The following is a 24,061-nucleotide window of genomic DNA, read 5'->3' on the forward strand; positions in this document are numbered from 1 at the left end:
CTGAAGCCTCGAGCTGTGATGTGACATGGCCAGCCACAGGGGATCGCTCCCCGAGCAGAGAACCTGCGTGAAAGACAGAAACGACAGCCCCGGCATCCATCACAGGATGTCGGGGCTGTCGTTTTTCCGTCATGAGCGACACCGCCTTTCAGAACCTTTCGCTATGAAGGGCGGTTTTCGTGGCTCGCGGTTATATCGCGTCGATGTCAGCCAATCACGGCGTTATTCTGTGCCGTACAGCAACGATGATTTGCCGTGCAGCGGCGATTTAATCGCTGCGCGGTATCAGGGCGATGGTTTACTGTCGAGAGGTGGACAACGCACGACGTCCAAGCAGTGATTCACGACACCCCTGACGTTATCGGACTCCTTCGGGTCGCATCCCGAGTCGCTCAAGCGAGAGATCACGATGATGGCTGTCATCACTGCTGGAATCGCCAGCCTTCCGGTCGATTCCCTGCTGAGTGCCAACAACGACAATATCGCGGACCCCCTGATCGCCGACTGATCCGGGTGAGGGCATTCATGCTCCGGTCTGCAACTCAGGCAGATAGCAAGAAGGAGTTCCCCATGGCACTGACCAGTGGCCGCATTGATCGCCCGCACGATCGCTCTCACATGACATCCGGCTTTTCCTCCGATTCCCGCCGGGCGGGGGCTCGCTCGCTGGGCCCTCAGGCCGGTGAGACACGCCAGCCGCAGACCATCGGCTTCCTGTTGCTCGACAGCTTCACGCTCATCTCGCTGGCCTCGGCGGTCGAACCGCTGCGCATGGCCAATCAGCTGGCCGGACGTGAGCTGTATCGCTGGTACACCGTGACCCTGGAAGGCATGCCCGTGCGTGCCAGCGATGGTCTGCAGGTCACGCCGGATGTGTCGGCCGAAACCTGCCCGGCGCTGGACATGGCCATCGTCTGTGGCGGCGTCGGTATCCAGCGGGCGGTGCAGCGCCCGCATGTCAGCTGGCTGCAGGCCCAGGCGCGCGCTGGCCGTCAGCTGGGCGCCGTGTGTACCGGCAGCTGGGCGCTGGCGCAGGCCGGACTGCTGGAAGGTCACGAGACCAGCATTCACTGGGAGTGTCTGGCGGCCATGCAGGAGGCCTTCCCGCGCGTACCGCTGACCACGCGACTGTTCTCCATCGACCAGCAGCGTGCCACCGCCTCGGGCGGCACCGCGCCGATGGACATGGTATTGACCATGATCGCCCGCGAGCATGGCCGTGAGCTGGCGGCGGGCATCTCCGAGATGTTCATCTGTGACCGCGTGCGCGGCGAGCAGGACCAGCAGCGTGTCCCGCTCAAGCACGTGCTGGGCACCACCCAGCCCAAGCTTCTGGAAATCGTCGCGCTGATGGAGGCCAATCTGGAGGAGCCCATCGGTCTGGACGAGCTGGCCCACTACGTGGATGTCTCCCGCCGTCAGCTGGAGCGCCTGTTCCAGCGCTATCTGCACTGCTCACCGTCGCGCTACTACCTCAAGCTGCGCCTGACGCGGGCGCGTCAGCTGCTCAAGCAGACGGCGCTGTCGATCATCGAGGTAGCCTCGGCCTGTGGCTTCGTCTCCACGCCGCACTTCTCCAAATGCTACCGCGAGTACTTCGGCATGCCGCCGCGCGATGAGCGTATCGGTGGTGAGCGTCAGCCCGGCGTGTCTGACGTGCCGTGTCGTGCCGATGTCGATCATCAGCTGCACGGCGTGGCCAGTCTGGAAGGCGTACTGCATGGTGCCATCCATCAGTCGCTGAGCCAGACGACTGCCTCCTCGCCGCTGCATACCGCCGCCGAATCGCCGGTGTCCTCGGCGATCCTGGCGCTGGCCAATGCGCGTGGCGAGCCAACCTACGCAAGCGTCAGGCTCTGATCGCCATACACCTGCGTGACGGGATGACCCCTCGATGCCCCTGCCCTTCGGCCGGGGCATCTTGGTTTTCACAGGAGCCATCGGCGGGCTCTGGTACACTCGAGCGCTGCATGAGGCAGTAGCTGACAACAAGGGCTGGGAGACGGGATGATCCGTCGTGATCAGCCACGACACGCGCGACAGGGGACGGCGAGGGATGGCACGAACACAGGGGCAGAAGACCCGCGATGGGCAATCGGCACGCCGCGGCGCGACACGCAGGCCGGCGGCGTCCGTGAAGATGCGCCCGATGGAGCGTCTGCGCTGGCTGGCGACATGGGCGATCAAGGTGCTGGGCTGCTGGATGGTCGCCTGCATCGGCCTGGTGGTGTTGCTGCGCTTCGTGCCATTGCCGGTGTCGATGGTGATGCTGGAGAAGTGGGGCTACAGTCTGGTCTCGGGGGCGCCGATGGCGCTCCAGCATGACTGGGTGCCGATGGAGGAGATTTCCCGCAATGCCCGGCTGGCGGTGATCGCCTCGGAAGACCAGAAATTTCCCGATCACTACGGCTTCGATGTCGATCAGATCGTCAAGGCCATCGATGCGCGCCTGGCCGGTGAGCGTCTGCGTGGCGCCAGTACCATCAGCCAGCAGACCGCCAAGAATGTCTTCCTGTGGAACGGGCGCAGCTGGGTGCGCAAGGGGCTGGAGGTCTGGTTCACCATCCTGATCGAGGTGATCTGGCCCAAGGAGCGCATTCTCGAGGTCTATCTGAACGTCGCCGAGTGGGGGCCGGGGGTGTTCGGTGTCGAGGCCGCGGCCGAGCATCACTTCAATACCGATGCCGCCAGCCTGTCCGCCTACCAGGCCAGCCTGCTGGCGGCGGTACTGCCCAATCCGATCCGCTTCAATGCCGGCAAGCCCTCGGCCTATATCCAGCGGCGTGCCAGCTGGACACGGCGCCAGATGAACAATCTCGGCATGGGCTATCTCAAGCGGCTGGAACAGCCGCGTGGCTGGTTGAGCTGGGACCTGCTGCCTTCGCTGAAGGAGCTGTCCCCCGCGCACTGAGCGGCGTGACGCTACACCCTCGGCTGTCCCACGACGCCCCGGCTCTCTCGAGTCGGGGCGTCGTCGTTTCAGAAACGACAGTCCTGACGCGATTCGGTAGCCACGCGTCGCATCTGGCGTCAGAGGGGGAAGAGGGCAGGACTATGCTGGCACAGCCTGCTGGAGATCGTGTTCCGGCAGACCCTGTCCGCCGGGTACGGGCAGTGACCTGACTTCCAGAGCCGCCTGCCCAGCGCCGGAGCGACATGATGTCCGAATTCTCCTCCTCCTTCGGTGGGTCCGATGCGGCCCGCGCCCTGCACGATGACAGCATCGTCATCGATGGTCTGGTGATCGCCAAGTGGCAGCGCGAGCTGTTCGAGGACATGCGCAAGGGCGGTCTGACCGCGGCCAACTGCACCGTCTCGGTCTGGGAAGGCTTCCAGGCGACCGTCAACAACATCGTCAAGAGCAACCAGCTGATCGCCGAGAGCAGTGACCTGGTCTGCGTGGCGCGCACCGCCGCCGACATCCGCGCCGCCAAGGCCGCGGGCAAGACCGGCATCATCTACGGCTTCCAGAATGCCAACGCCTATGAAGACCAGATCGGCTATGTCGATGTCTTCAAGCAGCTCGGCGTGGGCATCGTGCAGATGTGCTACAACACCCAGAATCTGGTCGGTACCGGCTGTTACGAGCGCGATGGCGGCCTGTCCGGCTTCGGGCGCGAGATGGTCGCCGAGATGAACCGCGTCGGCGTGATGTGTGATCTCTCCCACGTCGGCTCGAAGACCTCCGAGGAAGTCATCCTCGAATCCAAGGTCCCTGTCTGTTACTCCCACTGCGCGCCGGCCGGTCTCAAGGACCACCCGCGCAACAAGTCCGATGCCGAGCTGCGCTTCATCGCCGAACACGGCGGATTCGTCGGCGTCACCATGTTCACCCCCTTCCTCCGGGCCGGCGTCAACGCCACCGTCGATGACTACGTTGAGGCCATCGAATACGTGATGAACCTGGTCGGCGAGGATGCCATCGGCATCGGCACCGATTTCACCCAGGGGCACGGTCAGGACTTCTTCGAGTGGCTGACCCACGACAAGGGCTACGCCCGTCGTCTCACCAACTTCGGCAAGATCGTCAATCCGGAAGGCATCCGCACCATCGGCGAGTTCCCCAATCTGACCGAGGCGCTGCTGCGTCGCGGCATGAGCGAGCATCAGGTGCGCAAGATCATGGGCGAGAACTGGCTGCGCACGCTGGAAAACGTCTGGGGCGGCTGAGTCTGCCTGCCTGGGCCTTTTCTGGTTCGCTCTTTCTTGATCGCACTTTCGTGATCTCTCTCCTGATCTCTTTCTTGAACTCTCTTTTGCATCTCCCTTTCAGCCCCTTTTGAGGACACCGACATGAGCAAGATGGCCCCTGAACTGCCGATCGAGGTGGATAGCGAGACCGGCGTCTGGACCTCCGACGCACTGCCGATGCTGTACGTGCCGCGTCACTTCTTCATCAACAACCATGTCGCGGTGGAAGAGGCGCTGGGCGTGGAGAAGTACGCCGAGATTCTCTACCACGCCGGCTACAAGAGCGCCTGGCACTGGTGCGAGAAGGAAGCCGAGCTGCACGGCCTGGTCGGGGTGGAAGTCTTCGAGCACTACATGAAGCGTCTGTCGCAGCGCGGCTGGGGCCTGTTCATCACCGAGGAGATCGATCTGGAGCGCGGTACCTGCAAGGTGCGCCTGGAGCACTCCTGCTTCGTCTATCAGCAGGGCAAGACCGGCACAAAGCTTGAGTACATGTTCACCGGCTGGTTCGCCGGCGCGATGGACCAGATTCTGGCCGCGCGTGGCAGCGAGCTGCGCACCGTCGCCGTCCAGACCCAGAGCGGTGGTGAGGAAGGCTGTGATGTGGGGTATTTCGAGGTCGCTCCCGGAACAGTGTGACGTTTTCGGATCAGCCACTCTTGGCGTTATCGCAGCGCCGCGCAGGACACGTGCAGCGAATCGAGCATGTCAGCCGATTCGCTGCCTTCAGGATCAGCCTCTGGCCCCGTTGGCGCTTCACGACACTGCTCGATATCACTCGATACCTACTACACAACAACGACAACGCAACGCCTGAATGCCGCCTTCCCTGACACGCATGACGCCTGACCTGCATGCTTGCATGCTCGAGTCCTGACTCACTCCCACCCGGAGTGACAGTCGTCGCTGAAGAAGGTGGCATTCTCCCCGGCGAGGAGCTTTCACCATGGCATTCGACGCACTCTTCCAGCCGATCGAGATCGGCAAGCTGACCATCCGCAACCGCGTCGTCAGTACCGCCCATGCCGAGGTGTATGCCACCGATGGCGGCATGACCACCGAGCGCTACGTGCGCTACTACGAAGAGAAGGCCAAGGGCGGGTGTGGCCTGTGCATCTGTGGTGGCTCCTCGGTGGTCTCCATCGACAGCCCGCAGGGCTGGTGGAGCTCCGTCAATCTGTCGACCGACCGCATCATTCCGCATTTCCAGAATCTGGCCGATGCCGTGCACAAGCATGGTGGCAAGATCATGATCCAGATTACCCACATGGGCCGTCGCTCACGCTGGGACGGTTTCGACTGGACCTCGCTGATGTCACCGTCCGGCATCCGCGAGCCGGTGCACCGCTCCACCTGCAAGACCATCGAGGTGGAAGAGATCCAGCGCATCATCGCCGACTTCGCCCAGGCGGCGCGGCGTGCCAAGGAAGGCGGTCTGGATGGCGTCGAGCTGTCCGCCGTGCACCAGCACCTGATCGACCAGTTCTGGAGCCCGCGCGTCAACAAGCGTACCGATGAATGGGGTGGCAGCTTCGAGGGCCGCATGAAGTTCGGTATCGAAGTGCTCAAGGCGGTGCGTGCCGAAGTCGGTGATGACTTCGTGGTCGGCATGCGTATCTGTGGTGATGAATTCCATCCCGATGGCCTGTCGCATGACGACATGAAGCAGATCGCCGCCTATTACGACGCCACCGGCCTGCTCGACTTCTTCGGCGTGATCGGCTCCGGCTGTGATACCCACAACAGCCTCGCCAACGTCATTCCCAACATGTCCTACCCGCCGGAACCCTTTCTGCACCTGGCCTCCGGCATCAAGGAAGTGGTCAAGATTCCGGTGATCCACGCCCAGAACATCAAGGACCCCAATCAGGCCGAGCGCATTCTGGAAGGCGGCTATGTCGACATGGTCGGCATGACCCGCGCGCACATCGCCGACCCGCACATCATCGCCAAGATCAAGATGGGCCAGCTCGACCAGATCAAGCAGTGCGTCGGTGCCAACTACTGCATCGACCGCCAGTACCAGGGCCTGGATGTGCTGTGCATCCAGAATGCCGCGACGTCACGCGAATACATGGGCCTGCCGCACGAGATCGAGAAGACCAGCGGCCCGGTGCGCAAGGTCGTCATTGTCGGCGGCGGTCCGGCCGGCATGGAGGCGGCCCGCGTGTGTGCCGAGCGTGGCCATGCCGTGACGCTCTTCGAGGCGAAGGAAGAGCTGGGTGGCCAGATCACCACGGCTTCCAAGGCGCCGCAGCGTGACCAGATCGCCGGTATCACGCGCTGGTATCAGCTGGAGCTGGCACGTCTGAAGGTCGACCTGCGCCTGGGCACCCGCGCCGATGAAGCGACCATCCGTGACCTGCGCGCTGACGTGGTGATCCTGGCGGTGGGCGGCCGTCCGTTCATGGAGCAGTTCGAATCCTGGGGCTACGACGAAGACCCGGCCAAGAGCCTGATCGTCTCTTCCTGGGACGTGCTGGACGGGCGTGTCGCGCCGGGCAGCAACGTGCTGATCTACGACAGCATCTGCGAATTCTCCGGTGTCTCGGTGGCCGATTATCTGGCCACCAAGGGCGCCAGGGTCGAGATCGTCACCGATGACATCAAGCCGGGGGCGGCGGTCGGCGGCACCACCTTCCCGACCTATTACCGCAGCCTGTATGCCAAGGAAGTCGTGATGACCTCCGACATGGTGCTGCATGAGGTCTACCGCGAAGGCGAGGGGCTGGTGGCGGTGCTCGAGAATGAATACACCGGCACGCTGGAAGAACGCGTCGTCGACCAGATCGTGGTCGAGAACGGCGTGCGCCCCGATGAAGCGCTCTACTACGCCTTCAAGGACGGCTCGCTCAACAAGGGCCAGATCGACGTCGAGTCGCTCTACGCCATCAAGCCGCAGCCGTGCCTGAGTCAGGCCACCGACGGGGATGATTACCTGCTGTTCCGTCTCGGCGACTGCAATGCACCGCGCAACACCCACGCCGCCATCTATGACGCCCTGCGCCTGTGCAAGGATTTCTGATCGCGTCTGACACATCGGTGGGAGGTTTGCTATGAACGAAACAGTGTTGTCGGTGTTGATCTTCGCCGCCTTGGCGCTGGCCGCCATCGGTGCGGTCAAGCGCATCGGCCTGTGGCGCCAGGGGCGGGCGAATGCCACGTCGATGAGTTTGGGTGAGCTGATCGCGAGCCTGGCCAAGGTGCCGCGCCGCTACGGGGTGGACCTGCACCACGTGGTCGCGCGGGACCGCTACATGGCCAATACCCACGTCGCCACCGGCGGTGGTTTCGTGGCCGCGGCGCTGCTGATGGTGGTGGTCTACGGCTTCGGCATCGACTCCGCGCTGCTGGGGGGGCTGCTGCTGCTGGCCAGTGGCGCGATGTTCGCTGGTGCGCTGTTCGTGCGTCGTCGTCGTCTCGACCCGCCGGCGCGCCTGTCGCGTGGTCCGTGGATGCGTCTGCCAAAAAGCCTGCTGGTGTTCTCTGCCAGTCTGTTCGTGATGAGTCTGTCACTGGTGCTGCCGGAAGGCGTCGGCGGCATGATCTCCGGCGGTATCCTCGGGCTGGTGCTGGTGGCGGGGATCGCCTGGGGGCTGCTCGAGATGATCGTCGGCATGACCGGTGGCGGCTCGCGCATCACCGGGCCGATGAAGCATGCCTTCGCGGGCGCGCTGCATCTGGCCTTCCATCGGCGTCCGGCGCGTTTCAGCACCCGTGACAGTGCCGGCATCCGCGACAGCGCGCTGCTGCCGCTGGATCTTTCCAATCCCGAGGCACCGCTGGGCGTCGGCAAGCCTGCCGACTTCAACTGGCGTCAGCTGCTGGGCTTCGATGCCTGCGTGCAATGCGGGCGCTGTGAAGCGGTGTGTCCGGCGTTCGCGGCCGGTCAGCCGCTCAATCCCAAGAAGCTGATCCAGGACATGGTGGTGGGCATGGCGGGGGGCAGTGACGCCGCCTACGCCGGTTCGCCCTATCCGGGCGATGAGCCGAAGCGCGCGCCCGGCCAGCATGGCGGTGGCCCGCAGCAGGCCATCGTCGGGGCCTCTCCGCATGCTCGCCCGGCAGGTCAGGCAGCATCATCCGGGCCGATCCAGATCAAGGCGGCGCCGGGCGCTGCGGGCAAGCCGGCAGACGCCGACAAGCTGATCCACGAATTCACGGTACTGGTCGAGCCGGAAACCCTGTGGGCCTGCACCACCTGTCGCGCCTGCGTCGAGGAGTGCCCGATGATGATCGAGCACGTCGATGCCATCGTCGACATGCGGCGCCACATGACGTTGGAGCAGGGCGCGACCCCGGGCAAGGGCGTCGAGGTGCTCGACAACCTGATCGCCACCGACAACCCGGGCGGCTTTGCGCTCGAGGCGCGTCTGCACTGGGCGGCGGATCTCGACCTGCCGCGCATCGCCGAGCTGCAGGCCGCTCGGGAAGCGGCGCGTGATCCACGTCCGGTGGAAGCGCTGCTGTGGCTGGGCGATGGTGCCTTCGACATGCGCAACCAGCGCACGCTGCGCGCCTTCGTGCAGGTGCTGCGCGCGGCCAGGGTCGATTTCGCCATCCTCGGTGCCGAGGAGCGTGACAGTGGCGACGTGGCACGCCGTCTGGGTGACGAGGCGACCTTCCAGTCGCTGGCCACCCGCAATATCGCCACCCTGTCGAAGTACCGCTTCGCGCGCATCATCACCTGCGATCCACACAGCTTCCATGTGCTGGGACGTGAATATGTCGCCTTCGGTGGCGACTACCTCGTCAATCACCACACCAGCTACATGCACGAGCTGCTGGCGGCGGGACGTCTGAGTCTGGATGCCAGCAAGCTGGCCACGCTCGGCTCGGTCACCTGGCATGACCCCTGCTATCTGGGTCGCTACAACGGGGAATTCGAGGCGCCGCGCACCTTGCTGGCGGCGCTGGGTCTTGAAGTGCGCGAGATGCAGCGCTCCGGCTTCCGCTCACGCTGCTGTGGTGGCGGCGGTGGTGCGCCGGTGACGGATATTCCCGGCAAGCAGCGTATCCCCGACATGCGCATGGGTGACGTGCGCGAGACCGGCGCCGAGGTAGTGGCGGTGGGCTGCCCGCAGTGCACCGCGATGCTGGAAGGCGTGGTGGCGCCGGCTGGTGAAGCCGAACCCCAGGTGCTGGATCTGGCGGAGCTGATGGCGCGGGCGCTGGTAGCGGATGCGTCCACTCAGGGCTTGTCCACGCAGGGCTTGGCGACGTCGACCACGCAGCCCACTGACGCGGAGGTGGCGGCATGACGATCCCCGTCGATCCACAAGCAACCGAGCATCCACACCCATCAGAGCATCCACACGCATCCGAGCGCGAGCCACTGCCACGCCGTGACCCGCGCCTGGAGCAGCAGGCACGCAATCGTCTGCACCCGCAGCATCTCAGCGCGCTGCAGGCGCTGGGCCGAGGCGCGGCCACTCCTCAGGAACGCTGGATGGGCCCGAAGGGCGTGATGCGTCGCAATCCCCACGTCGGCCACTTCATCGCCGCCAATGGCCGCAAACGCATCGATCGCAGTGGCCGCTCCGGGCCTGTCGCGGCAGGTACCGGTCAGGCCGCCGTCGTTGCCAAGGCGCGCGTGCTGCCGCTGGTCGAGATCGTATCACCCGCCTTCCTGATCGCGGTGGTGCCGGACATGACCGGCGGGCGACTCTCGAGTCACGACCGCGATGTGCTGGGGCTGGCGCGTCAGATCGCCGATGCCGACCCCGCCCATCTGGGGGCGGTGCTGGCCGTCACCTTCGGCACCTTGCGCGAGGAGGGTGACGCCGCCGACAGTGTCGGACTCGGTGCGGCAGGTGCCGATCGCTGGCTGCACTTTGCCGACAGTGTCCACGATGGTTACGCGCCGCTGGCCCAGCTGGCGGAGCTTGAGGCCATCGATGGCAAGCTGGCACCACGGCTGTGGTTGCTGCCGGAATCCCGCACTGGTGGTGGTGAACGCGGCCGGCGGCTCGGTGCGCGTCTGCTGTGCCAGGGCGATGCGCTGGCGCGGCCCAGCGGCAATGTCTATCAGCTCGAGGGTGAGCTTGCCGCCATCGGGCGTGGCGAGCTTGCCGAGGTGAACGTCACCGGGCGCAGCGGCAATGGTCAGCAGGACCTGACCCGTCCGCTGACCCGTATCCTGCTGTGCGAGGCGGAATGCGCCGAGCCGGTGGAAGATGTGCGCCACGCCGCGCTGCCGCTCGAGTGGGAGGCGGACAGCACCGCGCGCGCCATACCAGACGTGATCGAGGATCTGGGCCCGGTGGCCGTCGATCCCTCCGCAATCGCGCTGGGCGAGGCGGAATTCATTCTCTCGGCGGGCAACGGCATTCGCGATTGGGATGGCTTCCACCGTGCCGCCAGCCTGCTGGGGGCCACCGAAGGCGCCTCGCGGGTGGCGGTGGATGACGGCTTCATGCCGCGTGCCCGTCAGGTCGGCGCCACCGGTACCTGGGTGACGGCGCGGGTGTACGTGGCGGTGGGCATCTCGGGGGCCATCCAGCATCTGCAGGGCATCCAGCGCTGCGACAAGGTGGTGGCGATCAATCTCGATGGCGGCTGTGACATGGTCAAGCGCGCGGATCTGTCGGTGATCGGCGATGCCGGGGCGATCCTCGCCAGTCTCTGTCAGCAGCTCGAAGCCGAACGCGGTGCCGGTGGTGACGCCCAGGCGGCAGGTGGTGCCTCGGCGGCGGGTCAGTCGTCTACTGCGCCCGCCATGTCCTCCAACCCGTCCTCCAACCCGTCATCCGCCACGCTTGCCGCCGACGCGGCCTGAACTCGCGCCTGCGACAGGAGAAAGGAGAAGGACATGAAGGCAGATCATTCGTCCATTGCGCAGCAGGCCTCGGAACCGCTTGAGGTCGTGAGTCTGGTATCGCTGGGGCAGCACCCGGTCTCGGGGCGTCTGCGGCGCGCCGAGCAGGACGCCCGCGCCCTGGAGCTGTGTCTGGCATTGGAGCGCCAGTCGGCACCCGGTGCCGTCAGCCTCAGCGCCTGGCACGCCAGTGGCAGCAAGATCGCGCCTGGCAGCGAGCAGGACCAGGCGCTGCGTGGCTATCTGGGCATGGGGCTGGAGTCGTTGACGCTGGTGACGCCTGACTCTCTTCAAGCTGAACCGCTCACGGCTGTCGATCCGTCGCTCACGGCTGTCGATCCGCAGGCGGCGGCTGCCGATCAACCGGTCATCGATGTCTGGCCGCTGCTGGTGACGCGCCTCAAGCAGGCGGCACCGCAGCTGGTGGTGTGCGGTGGCCAGAGTGAGACCGGCGAGGGCAGTGGCCTGCTGCCGCATCTGCTGGCGGAGAGCCTCGGCTGGCCGCTGGTGGAGGGTATCGTCGCGATCGAGAGCTGCGATGGCGCGCATCTCACCGCCTTGCAAGCCCTGCCGCGTGGCCAGCGGCGGCGACTGCGGGTGAAGCTGCCGGCACTTGTCAGCGTCGATGCCGCCGCGCCGGCAGCGCGTCAGTCGGCCTTCGCGCAGGCGCGGCGCGGTGAACTTGCCTCACTGGCCAGCGGCGAGCTTGCCCATGACGCGGTGGCGGAAACCTTTGCCATCGCGCCGGCTCGCAAGCGACCCAAGCGCTTGAAGCGCATCAAGGCGACCAGCGCGCGGGACCGCTTCAAGGCCGCGGCCGCCAAGGCCGAAGGGGGGAGCGGCAAGCGTCTGGAAGGCGTGAGTGCCGAGGAGGGCGCAGCGGAAATCCTCAAGCTGCTGCGCGAGGAAGGCGTGCTGCGCTGAAGCTGCGCAGACATGAAAACGCCCCTGTCAGCTCGGCTGGCAGGGGCGTTTCGTCGTTCAGGCGTGTCATTCATCCCACTGCCAATCCTCGTCATCCAACGGCGCGGGCGAGGTATGTTCCTCGCTGCCCGAGGAGGTCTGACGGGTGGCCTCGCCGGCTTCGCGCTGGCGCATCGGCATGCTGTCGATCACCTGATAGATCTGGTCCGGTGCGACGAACCCCTCCAGCTGCATCTTCTTGCCACCGTCCTTGCCGATCAGGATGACGGTGAAGGGCGCGCCCTCGCGCAGCTGCATGGCATCACGCAGGGCGCGAACCTCCTCGAAGCTCATCGGCACGCCATCGTGGATGCCGCGCGTGCCCATCAGCGTATAGAGCGTGACATCGCGCTGCTGCATCTCGCCACGCGTGGCGCGCAGCTCATCGCGCTGGCGTTCCAGCTCACGGTCCTGTTCATCCGGCGCGACCAGTACCAGCGAGCGACGGTTCCAGGTCTCGCCCAGCAGCGGGTTGGCGGCGGGGTCGACGTTGGCGGCGGTCATGGTGGTGTCTACCGTGTCTGGTGGAGAGGGCGGTGGCGGCGCACCTGCGGAAGTCTCGGCGGGCGCATTCAGCTGCGGATTCTCATCCAGCAGGCTGAGGGCCTGGGCGGGGAGACTCGTGAACAGTCCGGCCAGCAGGCACAGACTCACTCCTCGGGCGAATGCTGCCCGGACAGCGATGTGGCGCGGCAGCGAGCGGCGCGAGGGCGAAGACGGCGTATATCGGGACATGACAGTCCTCCGGCGGCGTGGGGCAAGAATGCAGGACAGTCCGGCATGGGACCGCAACGCAGGGGCCTGATGTCAGGTTATGTCAGTCTGCACCAGTTTGCCGACCTTGTGCAGGCGGTTTGTGTGGTACTGCACGGGGCGATATATCAGCGGTAACTGCACGGACATGACGCCTGCTGTCTGACAGGATGGCTGCCAGATGAGGGAAAGTGTCTGCATGATCTTTCTCGGGCAACTCGGTGCTTGTATGGGTGTCCAGCTCGCAGGAGGCCTGCCATGCGGGGCTTGGTGGTCTTTGCGTTGCTCGTTTGCGACAGTTGTATCCAGAGTTATCCGAATGTTTTTCAAACAGTTACACGAAAGATTGAACATCCGGCCGTGGTGTCCGTCTGAGTTGGTGTAATCACTTTTTGATGATCAATGAATGACTGGAGGTTGCAATGAAACGGATGACTGCATACATGACGGCTGCCCTGATCTCTGCGGGCATGATGTCTGCGCCGGCGTTCGCTGCTGACGCACCGGCCCAGGGTCAGGCTCCTGCTCAGGCGACACAGGCTCAGGCCGGTGACTTCAGCGATGCGCAGTTGGAACAGTTCGCTGCTGCCTCCCAGGAGATCGCACGCATTTCCCAGGATTTCGCCGGCAAGCTGCAGGAAGCTGACGACGAGACCGAAAAGCAGAGCGTCCGTCAGGAAGCCAATGACGAGATGGTCAGCGCGGTCGAGGACTCCGGTCTGGAAGTCGCGACCTTCAACTCCATCGGTCAAGCGGTGCAGAACAACCCGGACCTGATGAAGAAGGTGCAGAAGCTGGCTCAGGAAAACTCCTGATCTTGCCTGGATGACGTTCGGGTCATCCAATGAAGACGCCGCCCCCGGTTGCCGGGGGCGGCGTTTTTTTGTGCTCATGATCCGTCAGCGCCGCATGTCAGGCGCCGGTGACCGGTCGGGCGAGCGCGTCCTGCGCCTTCCTTTCCTGCATCAGACCACGGAACAGCGAATAGCACATCACCAGCAGTACCAGCGTGAACGGCAAGCCTGTCGCGATGGCACCGGCTTGCAATGAGCCGAGTGCGGCACTTCCTCCGCCGTACAGCAGGGCACCGGCAATCAGTCCCTCCATCGCCGCCCAGAAGACTCGCTGGCTGACCGGCGCATCCACCTTGCCGCCGGCAGTGATCGAGTCGATCACCAGGGAGCCGGAATCCGAGGACGTGACGAAGAACACCAGCACCAGCAGGATGGCGATGAAGGACGCCACGCCGGACAGCGGCAGGTTGTCGAGCATCTGGAACATGGCCAGTGACACGGAATCGATGCCATTGGCCAGCGCGCCGACCCCATTGATGGCCTGTTCCAGCGCCGTGCCCCCGAAGACGGACATCCACACGATGGTGACGAGTGTCGGTACCAGCAGCACGGCGGTGACGAATTCGCGCACCGTGCGGCCGCGCGAGACACGCGCGATGAACATGCCGACGAACGGCGACCAGGAAATCCACCACGCCCAGTAGAAGACGGTCCAGCCGTGGAACCAGCTCTCGTCCGGGCGATCGATCCAGTTGGACAGCGGCAGCAGGTATTGCACATAGCTGAGTGTCGTGGTGCCAAGTCCCGTGAGGATGGCCAGTGTCGGCCCGAAGATGAGGATGAAGATGATCAGCACGGCGGCGATGATCATGTTGATGTTGGAGAGCAGCTTCACCCCGCCGTCCAGGCCACGACTGACCGAGTAGATGGCGACCAGGGTCACCAGGATGATGATCGCGATCTGGGTCGGCAGGCCATCGCCGATGCCGAACAGGTAATCCAGCCCCGAGGCCGCCTGAGCGGAGCCCAGCCCCAGCGACGTCGCCAGCCCGAAGATGGTCGCCAGCACGGCCAGAATGTCGACGACATGCCCCATCCAGCCCCAGGTGCGCTCACCGAGTATCGGGTAGAACGCCGAGCGGATGGTCAGCGGCAGGCCCTTGTTGTAGGTGAAGAAGGCCAGCGACAGGCCCACCACGGCGTAGATGGCCCAGGGATGCAGGCCCCAGTGATACATGGTGGCACCCAGCGCGGCGCGTGCGCCCTCCGGCGTGCCGGCAGGCGCATTCAGCGGCGTGCCGTACCAGTCGGTGTAATAGGCCACCGGCTCGGCGACGCTCCAGAACATCAGACCGATGCCCATGCCGGCGGCAAACAGCATCGCGAACCACGAATGCGTCGAGAACTCGGGAGTCGCCTTCTGGCCGCCCAGGCGCAGCTTGCCCACCGGATGCACGATCAGCAGCAGGCAGAACAGCACGAAGAGGTTGCCGGCCAGCATGAACAGCCAGTCGCCATGTGCGATGGACCAGGCCTTGGCGCCGCCCAGGGCACTTTCCGCGCCCGCGGGGAAGACGATGGCAAACAGGATGAAGCTGACGATCAGCACGGCGCTGATCGCGAAGACGGGGTTATGCACATCGAGACCCATGACCTGGACATTGTCCTGGCCGATCTCGTAGTCCGTGTCATACGGATTCGATGACATGTGGTGACCTCATGTTGTTATTGGTGTCGCCATCCGAGCAGGGCGGGTGGGGCGAGTCGAGGCGTTGTCGCGGGTGTCTCCCGTGGCTGCGATGAGGGAAGGGGGTGGAGTGGCAATCCGGAGCGCGGTGGCGAGTCTGACTGCGGGACAGGTCGCCGCCGGGCCTCGGTGATTGTGTGAGGGCTGGGCGAGGGCGAGTTAGCTGGATACGACGCCGACATGTGCGTGACTGACATGCGAGGCGATTCGGCGGGGGAGGCGGTTGTCGCGGCTCTGCCCGCTTTGTAGATTGCGATCTACAGTGAAGGAACCTGCCCGGCGTGACGGACCTGCCGGACAGCGTCCACCTTCACGCAGACGCGTCCACGGTCCAGCCAGGCCGTTGTCTCGACCGCACGATCCGCCAGTTCATAACGATAACAATGTGGTGCCGCCATGACGCCTGAGACCCTGACCGAGCCGACCCCCGTCGCTCGTCGCCGTTCGCGCAGCCAGTTGCGCGGCCGCCCGCTGGATGCCGAAGCCTGGGCCGAGGTGCAGCGCCTGCTGGGTGATGCCCCGGCGCAGCGTGACCTTCTGCTCGAATATCTTCACGTGCTCAATGATGAGGTCGGCTACCTGACGCTGCCCCATCTGCGTGCGCTGGCCGAGTGGATGCGCCTGCCGATGGCCGAGGTCTACGAGACGGCCACCTTCTATGCCCATTTCACCGTGGTGCGCGATGGCGAGATGCCGCCTGCGGCACTGACCGTGCGCGTCTGTGATTCGCTGTCCTGTCAGCTGGCCGGCTCCGAGGCCCTGCGCGCAGGCCTCGCCTCGGGTCTGGACCCCGCACAGGTGCGCGTGCTGCGGGCACCCTGCATGGGGCGCTGCGACAGTGCGCCGGTGGCGGAGGTCGGGCATTGCCATCTCGGCCATGCCAGCGTGGAAGGCGTCACGGCGGCGATCGCCGAGGGCCATGTGCATGCCGCGCCGGCCGCGAGTCTCGACTATCCGCGGCTGGCGGAATATCGCGCCAGTGGCGGCTATGGGCTGCTCGCCGCGCTGGAGGGCGGTGAGGTCAGCATCGATGACCTGGCGCAGATGATCGAACAGGCCGGTCTGCGTGGCCTGGGCGGAGCGGGCTTCCCGACGTTTCGCAAGTGGGGCTTCGTGCGTGCCGAGGCAGGGCCGCGCTATTGCGTGATCAATGCCGATGAGGGCGAGCCCGGCACCTTCAAGGACCGTTGCTACCTGGAGCGTGAGCCGCATACCTTCCTCGAGGGCGCGCTGGCCAGTGCGCATGCCATCGAGGCCGAGGCGCTCTACCTTTACCTGCGCGACGAGTACCCGACCCTGAATGACGTGCTGCGCGAGTGCATCGCGGAGCTGGAAGCCGCAGGCCTCGTCGCGCCCGGCTTCATCCATCTGCGGCGTGGCGCCGGGGCCTATATCTGCGGCGAGGAATCGGCACTGATCGAGTCGCTGGAAGGCAAGCCCGGCAAGCCGCGCCAGCGTCCGCCCTTCGTGGCCCAGTGCGGGCTGTTCGGACGCCCGACCCTGGTCAACAACGTCGAGACGGTCTACTGGATCGCGCGGCTCCATCGCGAAGGGCACGCGCCATACGTGGCAGCCGGACGCCAGGGGCGTCAGGGGCTGCGCAGCTTCTCGCTCTCCGGGCGCGTCAGACGCCCGGGCATGTACCTGGCACCGGCCGGCATCACGCTCAATGAGCTGGTCGAGGAATACGGCGGCGGCATGGCCGAGGGCCATCGCCTGCGGGCCTATCTGCCCGGTGGGGCCTCCGGCGGCATTCTGCCGGCCAGCAAGGCGGACCTGCCGCTGGACTTCGACACCCTGCAGGCCCATGGCTGCTTCATCGGCTCGGCCGCGGTGGTGGTGCTGTCGGACCAGGATGACCTGGCGGCGGTGGCACGCAATCTGATGAGCTTCTTCATGGACGAGTCCTGCGGCCAGTGCACGCCGTGCCGCGTCGGCACGCGCCAGATGCTGGCGGCGCTGAGCGGCGATGAGTGGGATGAGACGCTGCTGACGCGCTTGTCGCAGGTGATGATGGACGCCTCGATCTGCGGGCTGGGTCAGGCCGCGCCCAATCCGGTACTCGGCCTGCTCAAGGACTTCCGGGAGACCCTCGCCAGCAGCGGGGTGCGCTTGATCGCCACGAGCCAGGCAAGCCATCCGGCTGACGCCACGGGAGGTGAGGCATGAACGCGTTGACAGGACTCGGCAACTCGGCTTCGGATGATCAGCCGCTGCGCGAGGATGGCTTCACCATCACGCTGGATGGTGCCGAGGTGACGGCCTATCCCGGCGAGACGCTATGGACGATCGCCAGGCGTGCCGGCGAGACGATTCCCCACCTCTGCTACAGCGAAGCGCCGGAGTATCGCGGCGATGGCAACTGTCGCGCCTGCATGGTCGAGATCGACGGCGAGCGCACCCTCGCTGCCAGCTGCATCCGCGAGGCGCGGGCGGGCATGGTGGTGCGCAGTGCCAGTTCTGAGCGGGCGGGTGCGGCGCGCGCGATGGTGGTGGAGCTGCTCGCCGCCGACATGCCAGCCGAGGCCCATAACCCCGATGTCAGCAGCCACTTCATGGCGATGGCCGAGCTGCTGGCGGTGGATGTCGGGCGTGCTCGCGAGACGCTGGGCGGCGCCCGCGAGACGGTCCGCGAGTGGCTGGGGGATACGGCTGAAGAGTGGCTGCCGACGCCGGCCAGCGCTCTCGATCACTCCCATGCCGCGATGGCGGTCAATCATGACGCCTGCATCAGCTGCGGCCTGTGCGTACGCGCCTGTCGCGAGGTGCAGGTCAATGACGTGATCGGGCTGGCGGGGCGTGGCAGCAATACGCGCATCGTGTTCGATCTCGAGGACCCGATGGGCGACAGCACCTGCGTCGCCTGCGGCGAGTGCGTGCAGGCCTGTCCGACCGGCGCCCTGATGCCCGCCGCCCAGGTGGATGAGCAAGGTCATGGCGACAGCGCCGCCGTCGATGCGCGCGTCGCCTCCGTCTGCCCGTACTGCGGCGTGGGCTGTCAGCTGGAGTATCAGGTCAGTCGGGGCAGCGGCGAGGCGTTGGTCGGCGAAGGCCAGCAGGCCGCAACGCTGGCGGATGTCCGACAGCTCAGTGCGCCCTCAGACGCGATCACTCGCGAAGCGACCAGCCACCGTCAGCCGGTCGCGGATGCGCGGCTCGACAACATCATCGCGGTCAGTGGTCGTGATGGCCCCTCCAATCACGGACGCCTGTGCGTGAAGGGACGCTTCGGCTTCGATTATCCGCGTCATCCGGAGCGCCTGATTCGCCCTCTGATCCGCCGTGACGGCGTGGCCAAGGGGCTGGATGCGAACTTTGACCCCGCCCACCCGCTGACCCACTTCCGTGAGGCCAGCTGGGACGAGGCCCTCGAGGTCGCGGCCGAGGGGCTCATGCGCCTCAAGCGAACGCATGGCCCCGATAGCCTGGCGGGCTTCGGCAGCGCCAAGTGCACCAACGAGGAGGCGTGGCTGTTCCAGAAGCTGGTGCGCACCGGCTTCGGCTCCAATCATGTCGATCACTGCACGCGGCTGTGTCATGCAAGTTCAGTGGCGGCGCTGATGGAAGGCGTTGGCTCGGGCGGCGTGAGCGCCTCCTTCATGCAGGCCGAGCAGTCCGACCTCATCGTGCTGACCGGCTGCAACCCGGGCGTCAATCATCCGGTGGCCGCCACCTTCTTCAAGCGCGCCGCCAGGCGAGGCACGCGCATCGTGGTGATCGACCCGCGCGCGCTGGCGCTGCGGCGTCATGCGCATCGCTCGATCCAGTTCACGCCGGGGGCGGACGTGGCGCTGTTCAATGCCATGCTCAACGTCATCATCACCGAAGGGCTGGCCAATCAGGCCTATATCGAGGCGCATACCGAGGACTTCGCCGCCCTGGCCGAGCACGTCACGGCATTGACGCCGGAGGCGATGTCGCCGCTGTGCGGCGTGACGGCCGAGGAGATTCGTGCCGTGGCCCGTGAGTACGCGACGGCCGAGCGCGCGATGATCTTCTGGGGCATGGGGATCTCGCAGCACACCCACGGCACCGACAATGCCCGCTGTCTGATCGCGCTGGCGCTGGTGTGTGGCCATGTCGGGCGGGAGGGCACCGGCCTGCACCCGCTGCGCGGGCAGAACAATGTCCAGGGCGCCTCGGATGCCGGGATGATTCCGATGGTCTTCCCGGATTATCAGCCGGTGGGTGACACGGCGGCGCGCGCGCGACTGGAAGCGCTGTGGGATACGCCGCTCTCGGCCACACCGGGCCTGACGGTGGTGGAGATCATGCACGCCATCCATGCCGATCAGATTCGCGGCATGTACATCCTCGGCGAGAATCCTGCGATGTCGGACCCGGATCTCGATCACGCGCGCAGCGCGCTGGCGCATCTGGAGCATCTGGTGGTGCAGGACATCTTCGTCACCGAGACGGCACAGTTCGCCGATGTGGTGCTGCCCTCGTACGCCTGGCCGGAGAAGGACGGCAGCGTCACCAACACCAATCGCCAGGTGCAGCGCGGACGGGCGGCACTGCGCGCCCCGGGCGAGGCCAAGCCGGACTGGTGGATCACCCAGCAGCTGGCGCGGCGCATGGGGCTTGCCTGGGATTACGCCGGGCCGCAGGAGATCTATGCCGAGATGCAGCAGGGCATGGATTCCCTCGACAACATCGACTGGGCGCGGCTGTCCGAGGAGAACTCGGTGACCTACCCGTGCCTGACGCCGGGAGGCGAGGGTGAGGATGTGGTGTTCGGCGAAGGCTTCCCGCGCGCCAGCGGTCGGGCCCGCTTCGTGCCGACCTGGCCCACGCCGCCGGATGAGACGCTGGATGACGACTATCCGACGGTACTGACCACCGGCCGTCAGCTGGAGCACTGGCATACCGGCTCGATGACGCGCCGCGCGTACGTGCTCGACAGTCTGGAACCTGCCGCCGTGGCCACGCTCAACCCCGTCGAGCTGGAGCGACTGGGGATCGCGGCGGGGGAGGCGCTCTCGATCACCACGCGGCGCGGTCAGATCACGCTGGCCACCCGCGCGGACCCGCTGACGCCGGCCGGCATGGTCTTCGTGCCATTCTGCTACGCCGAGGCCGCCGCCAACCTGCTGACCAATCCGGCGCTGGACCCGGTGGGCAAGATCCCCGAGTTCAAGTACGCCGCCTGCCGCCTGGCCAGAGCCGAATCTGCTTCGGCCAGTCTGGACACCTGAACGCGAGGGGAGGTGAGAGGAGGGAAAGGAAAGGACAGGGCACGTCTGGCGCAAATGCCTATGGCAGTGGCGCTGGCGGATACGCAGGGCGTGCCTCGGTCTGACCAGAATGTCGGAGACAGCCCGCCGCACGTTTCGGCTATCCTCAGAAGGGCCATGCTCAGAACAGAGTGGGTCAATACCAATGACAATGCCCGCCGTCAGCGAGCAAGGAGAATGACGATGATGATCGTGGAGCTGATTGATCACGAAGACTTTCGTGAGCGGCTGGTGGCACTGGGCGTGCAGATTTCCGAACATGCCTGCGCGGACACCTGTGCGCGCATGGCGTTGAGAAAGCATGTGGAAGTCGGGGTGCCCGGCTTGCAGGAGCTGGTGCGCGAGCTGGTGATGCACTCCGATATCCTGCTGCCTTCGGTGCGTCAGGCACTCGACAAGTACCTGCTGCCGGGGTTGCGCTGAAGCTTCCCCGCCACCGTCAAGCCTCTGGGGCTGCGATTGCGGGATAGGTGAGTCACCAGAGTCACGAGAGCATCTTGAGCGGGCCTGTCATCAGACAGGCCCGCTCTGCGTTTCGGCCCGCTCAAGGCTGATCAGGCAGGTCGCTCAAGGCTGAAGAGACTGTCGGTGCGCGCATAATCGCTGCCGGCCATGCGCCCGATGGCGCGCAGCACCTCGTTGTCGACATGGCGGCCATCCCAGACCTCGGGGTCTGCATGGACCACCACGACCTCGGCGAGCACCAGTGAGCCGGACAGGGGCTGGTCTCCCAGATGGATGATGTCGCGGAGTCGGCAACCGAAGGCGATCGGCGCGCCGTCCACGCGGGGGACCTGCAGCGGCGGCATGGCTAGCTTGTTCAAGCCGGCGTGGGCGAATTCATCCTCGCTGGCCGCGAGGCTGGCACTGGTGAGATTGAGTGCCTCGCTCATGGCCTCGCCCCCGATATGGATGACACATTCCGCCACCTGTCCGAGGTTGTCGAGAGTGTCCTTGGTACGCCCTTCGCCGTTGCGCAGCGGGCTGAAGGCCAGCACCGGTGGATTGACGCTTGCCACGGTGAAGAACGAGAACGGCGCCAGATTGGCATTGCCGGCGGCATCGATCGTCGAGACCCAGGCAATGGGTCGCGGCGCGATGCTGCCCGAGAACAGCCGATAGAGAATGCTGGCGGGCAGCTGGTCGGCGTCGAGCAGGGCATTGCTGGCGGAGGGGGGCTGGTCAGTCGTCATCGGGCGCTGCTCCATCGGGTAGACAGGTGCCCCTGGCAGGGGAGGGCGATGCGCAAGCGAGGTTCGACGTCGAGAAGCGGCGTCGAGAAGGCAGGGCTCGTGATCGCCCAGCGGCGCTGCATCAGGGTCTCGAATCTCGTCTCGACATGCCGCCTGCTCCCTTGCGGCAAGGGGGTGAACAGCAGGATAGCGCGTGTCCCTGCAGGAACAAACCTCCAAGTCTCGTTGCGCCGCGACATGTGTATCAATGATTCGGGAGGATAGTCTGTATGGGAAAAGGAAAGTGAAAAATCAGAAAGATCATTGGTGACATTTCTGGTGTGGTCAATTGTCGCATCCCTTGACCTGATGCTGAAACATGGTTCCTGAGATGCCATCACGGTCTTCAGGCCTGGTGGCTCCGCAGGACTTTTCAGAGACTTGGCTGGCACTTGTGTGGTGTTTTTGTATCCAATTGGTGTCTATTTGGTATTTATTTGTAAATTTTTTATGAAATGGCGCGAGGCGTCATCTGATGAAAAAAGACTGAATATGAACAAATGATGAGGACGAAGTCGCTGGATTGTGACAACGATTTCATCCATTCGTGCGGGAATGAAAAATGTCATGGTGAATCAATATAAGGAGAATTACGTCACGATTTCCAGAGCAGGATGGGAAATTATAATGGAACGAAGTGCGGCATTTTTTGCAATTGAGAGTGTGAAAAAGACGTCGGTGATCTCGGTCCGTCGGTAGACAGGCAGTCAGGCGTCTCGATGTGACGAGGTGTTTCTGCCAGGCGGCACTCCTTGCGCGGGTGTCATTGCGCGCACTTCTTTGGATGAATATTGCTGTATTTATTGTTTTGTTGAAATTTTATGCTCTTGTCGTGCTTGGGGTTGGCGTTTCCCGTGGGGGCTCGGCGGTCGCTCGTGGACCTGGGAAGGCACGTGAGTCGGGAAATGGTCATCGCGCAATGCGGGGGTGGCCAGAGCCTTGTCGGCGGGAGGAGTCAGGGCACCTCGAAGGGAGGAAATACCGGATTGGCGTCTGGTCGCCCAAGTGACGCCGTGTTGCCTGTCAACATGATTGACGCCTTCGTCAGGTTCCTCGTTCAGTGGTCAGGGCATAACCCGAACGCGTGAGGGAGGGCATCGTCCTCTCCCGATGGTGATTGGCTGCGCGCGCGAGGGGAAATTGATCGGCAGGTGCGACTACCTGCGTCAGTGTGCCCCGTAGTCAGCCCCCCTGATTTTTCTCTATCCTGTGCCCCGCCTGCGGGAAATCCTCTGATTTCGTTCGAACGATCGACGGCTTCCTGTTGGTCATTTCTTCGAACGCTGTGTTCCACATGTGGGCTCGTCATGACGTCATGGCGTGTTCCAACGAGGTCGTGAGATGAGAAAAAGCCTAATGCGGGGGGCTCTGCGGGGACTCCCCATCCTCGCGGGATTGTTGATGCTGTCCGGCTGTGATGCCGTGCTCTTCGATCCCAAGGGACCCATCGGTGAATCCGAGAAGTCGCTGATTCTGACTGCTACCTACCTGATGCTCGTGGTCGTTGTCCCGGTCATCTTCATGACGCTGTGGTTTGCTTGGCGCTATCGCGATACCAAGCAGAGCAAGGCGACCTATACGCCCAACTGGGCGCATTCCACCAAGATCGAGATCGTGGTCTGGGGCATTCCGTGCCTGATCATCCTCGCGCTGGGCATCCTGACCTGGAAGAGCACGCATGAGCTGGACCCGCGTGCCGAGATCGTCGACGGCGGTGAGCCGATCGAGGTGCAGGTCGTGTCCATGGACTGGAAGTGGTTGTTCATCTATCCGGAGCAGGGCATCGCGACGGTCAATGAACTGGCCATGCCGGTGGATCGTCAGGTTCGCTTCCACATCACATCCGACACGGTGATGAACTCGTTCTTCGTCCCGCAGCTCGGTAGCCAGATCTATGCAATGGCGGGGATGGAAAACCGTCTGCACCTGATCGGCAGTGAAGTGGGTACCTACGACGGTATCTCTGCCAGCTATAGCGGCGCCGGCTTCGCCGACATGCACTTCAAGGCGCATGTGATGAGCGAAGGCGACTTCGACGCCTGGATCGAGAAGGCACGCGGCAGCAGCAAGGTGCTGGATGACGCTGGTCTTGCCGCTCTCAAGGAGCCGAGCGAGGACGTCGCCCCGACCTTCTATGGTCAGGTCAAGCCGAACCTGTATGAGCAGATCATGGCGCCCTACATGGACGGCATGGAGCTGGGCATGAGCGATGATCAGATGCGCCACATGAAGAAGGGTGGAATGCATCACGACAGCGCCGAAGACGGCATGTCCGATCATGACGCTTCTGGTCACGCTGAATCTGCGATGGCAACCGAGGAATAAGC

Annotated in this window: 16 protein-coding genes; 13 read left to right on the forward strand and 3 right to left on the reverse strand. The window is 64.7% G+C overall.

What is annotated here, in order from left to right; all coding sequences use genetic code 11:
- Positions 1-570: 570 nt before the first annotated feature.
- The 8 genes from gbdR to ACZYGA_RS09940 all read left to right on the forward strand — a co-directional run bounded on the left by gbdR (position 571) and on the right by ACZYGA_RS09940 (position 11,932).
- Entirely contained in the window at positions 571-1,860 is a 1,290-nt protein-coding gene (gene gbdR / locus ACZYGA_RS09905; RefSeq protein ID WP_240499605.1) for a choline metabolism transcriptional regulator GbdR, read from the forward strand.
- A gap of 289 nt (positions 1,861-2,149) precedes the next feature.
- Positions 2,150-2,911, forward strand: a complete 762-nt coding sequence (gene mtgA, locus ACZYGA_RS09910; RefSeq protein ID WP_479399143.1) for a monofunctional biosynthetic peptidoglycan transglycosylase — start codon at positions 2,150-2,152, stop codon at positions 2,909-2,911.
- A gap of 248 nt (positions 2,912-3,159) precedes the next feature.
- The gene (locus ACZYGA_RS09915) at positions 3,160-4,170 is read left to right on the forward strand and encodes a dipeptidase (RefSeq protein ID WP_279856141.1); all 1,011 of its coding nucleotides are present in this window, start codon (positions 3,160-3,162) and stop codon (positions 4,168-4,170) included.
- A 123-nt stretch (positions 4,171-4,293) separates the two neighbouring features.
- Positions 4,294-4,830: a DUF5943 domain-containing protein gene (locus tag ACZYGA_RS09920; protein ID WP_043333737.1), complete on the forward strand. Its 537-nt coding sequence runs from the start codon at positions 4,294-4,296 to the stop codon at positions 4,828-4,830.
- 307 nt (positions 4,831-5,137) lie between these two features.
- Positions 5,138-7,216, forward strand: coding sequence for a dimethylglycine demethylation protein DgcA (gene dgcA, locus ACZYGA_RS09925; RefSeq protein ID WP_077379051.1), 2,079 nt, complete (start codon positions 5,138-5,140; stop codon positions 7,214-7,216).
- A gap of 31 nt (positions 7,217-7,247) precedes the next feature.
- Complete coding sequence (locus ACZYGA_RS09930) at positions 7,248-9,452, forward strand: (Fe-S)-binding protein (RefSeq protein ID WP_479399053.1); 2,205 nt, start codon at positions 7,248-7,250, stop codon at positions 9,450-9,452.
- On the forward strand, positions 9,449-10,969 hold the full coding sequence (locus ACZYGA_RS09935; protein WP_479399055.1) for an FAD-binding protein: 1,521 nt from the start codon (positions 9,449-9,451) through the stop codon (positions 10,967-10,969). The genes ACZYGA_RS09930 and ACZYGA_RS09935 overlap by 4 nt, the downstream gene beginning before the upstream one ends.
- 33 nt (positions 10,970-11,002) lie before the next feature.
- Positions 11,003-11,932 carry an electron transfer flavoprotein subunit beta gene (locus ACZYGA_RS09940; RefSeq protein WP_479399057.1) on the forward strand — a complete coding sequence of 310 codons (930 nt, stop codon included), beginning with the start codon at positions 11,003-11,005 and terminating at the stop codon, positions 11,930-11,932.
- Between the two features lie 66 nt (positions 11,933-11,998).
- Here ACZYGA_RS09940 and ACZYGA_RS09945 read toward each other — a convergent pair whose 3' ends face one another.
- Complete coding sequence (locus tag ACZYGA_RS09945; RefSeq protein ID WP_136939039.1) at positions 11,999-12,706, reverse strand: DUF4174 domain-containing protein; 708 nt, start codon at positions 12,704-12,706, stop codon at positions 11,999-12,001.
- 440 nt (positions 12,707-13,146) lie between these two features.
- Between ACZYGA_RS09945 and ACZYGA_RS09950 the strand changes: the two genes are divergently transcribed.
- The gene (locus ACZYGA_RS09950; RefSeq protein ID WP_077379061.1) at positions 13,147-13,539 is read left to right on the forward strand and encodes a DUF4168 domain-containing protein; all 393 of its coding nucleotides are present in this window, start codon (positions 13,147-13,149) and stop codon (positions 13,537-13,539) included.
- 97 nt (positions 13,540-13,636) lie between these two features.
- Here ACZYGA_RS09950 and ACZYGA_RS09955 read toward each other — a convergent pair whose 3' ends face one another.
- Positions 13,637-15,226, reverse strand: coding sequence for a BCCT family transporter (locus tag ACZYGA_RS09955; protein WP_077379063.1), 1,590 nt, complete (start codon positions 15,224-15,226; stop codon positions 13,637-13,639).
- Between the two features lie 435 nt (positions 15,227-15,661).
- On the opposite strand from ACZYGA_RS09955, the gene ACZYGA_RS09960 reads away from it, so the two are divergent.
- The 3 genes from ACZYGA_RS09960 (at position 15,662) to ACZYGA_RS09970 (ending at position 20,925) form a co-directional block, all read left to right on the forward strand.
- Positions 15,662-17,434, forward strand: a complete 1,773-nt coding sequence (locus ACZYGA_RS09960; RefSeq protein ID WP_479399059.1) for an NADH-ubiquinone oxidoreductase-F iron-sulfur binding region domain-containing protein — start codon at positions 15,662-15,664, stop codon at positions 17,432-17,434.
- Complete coding sequence (locus ACZYGA_RS09965) at positions 17,431-20,463, forward strand: molybdopterin-dependent oxidoreductase (RefSeq protein WP_479399061.1); 3,033 nt, start codon at positions 17,431-17,433, stop codon at positions 20,461-20,463. The genes ACZYGA_RS09960 and ACZYGA_RS09965 overlap by 4 nt, the downstream gene beginning before the upstream one ends.
- 222 nt (positions 20,464-20,685) lie before the next feature.
- Entirely contained in the window at positions 20,686-20,925 is a 240-nt protein-coding gene (locus ACZYGA_RS09970) for a hypothetical protein (RefSeq protein ID WP_077379069.1), read from the forward strand.
- 131 nt (positions 20,926-21,056) lie between these two features.
- On the opposite strand, the gene ACZYGA_RS09975 is transcribed toward ACZYGA_RS09970, so the two are convergent.
- Positions 21,057-21,695, reverse strand: a complete 639-nt coding sequence (locus ACZYGA_RS09975) for a flavin reductase family protein (RefSeq protein WP_271302393.1) — start codon at positions 21,693-21,695, stop codon at positions 21,057-21,059.
- Between the two features lie 1,380 nt (positions 21,696-23,075).
- Between ACZYGA_RS09975 and cyoA the strand changes: the two genes are divergently transcribed.
- Positions 23,076-24,059 (forward strand): ubiquinol oxidase subunit II, encoded by a 984-nt coding sequence (gene cyoA / locus ACZYGA_RS09980; RefSeq protein ID WP_479399063.1) that lies wholly within the window; start codon positions 23,076-23,078, stop codon positions 24,057-24,059.
- The last annotated feature ends 2 nt before the right edge of the window (positions 24,060-24,061 follow it).

Source organism: Cobetia sp. BL01 (assembly GCF_056493605.1).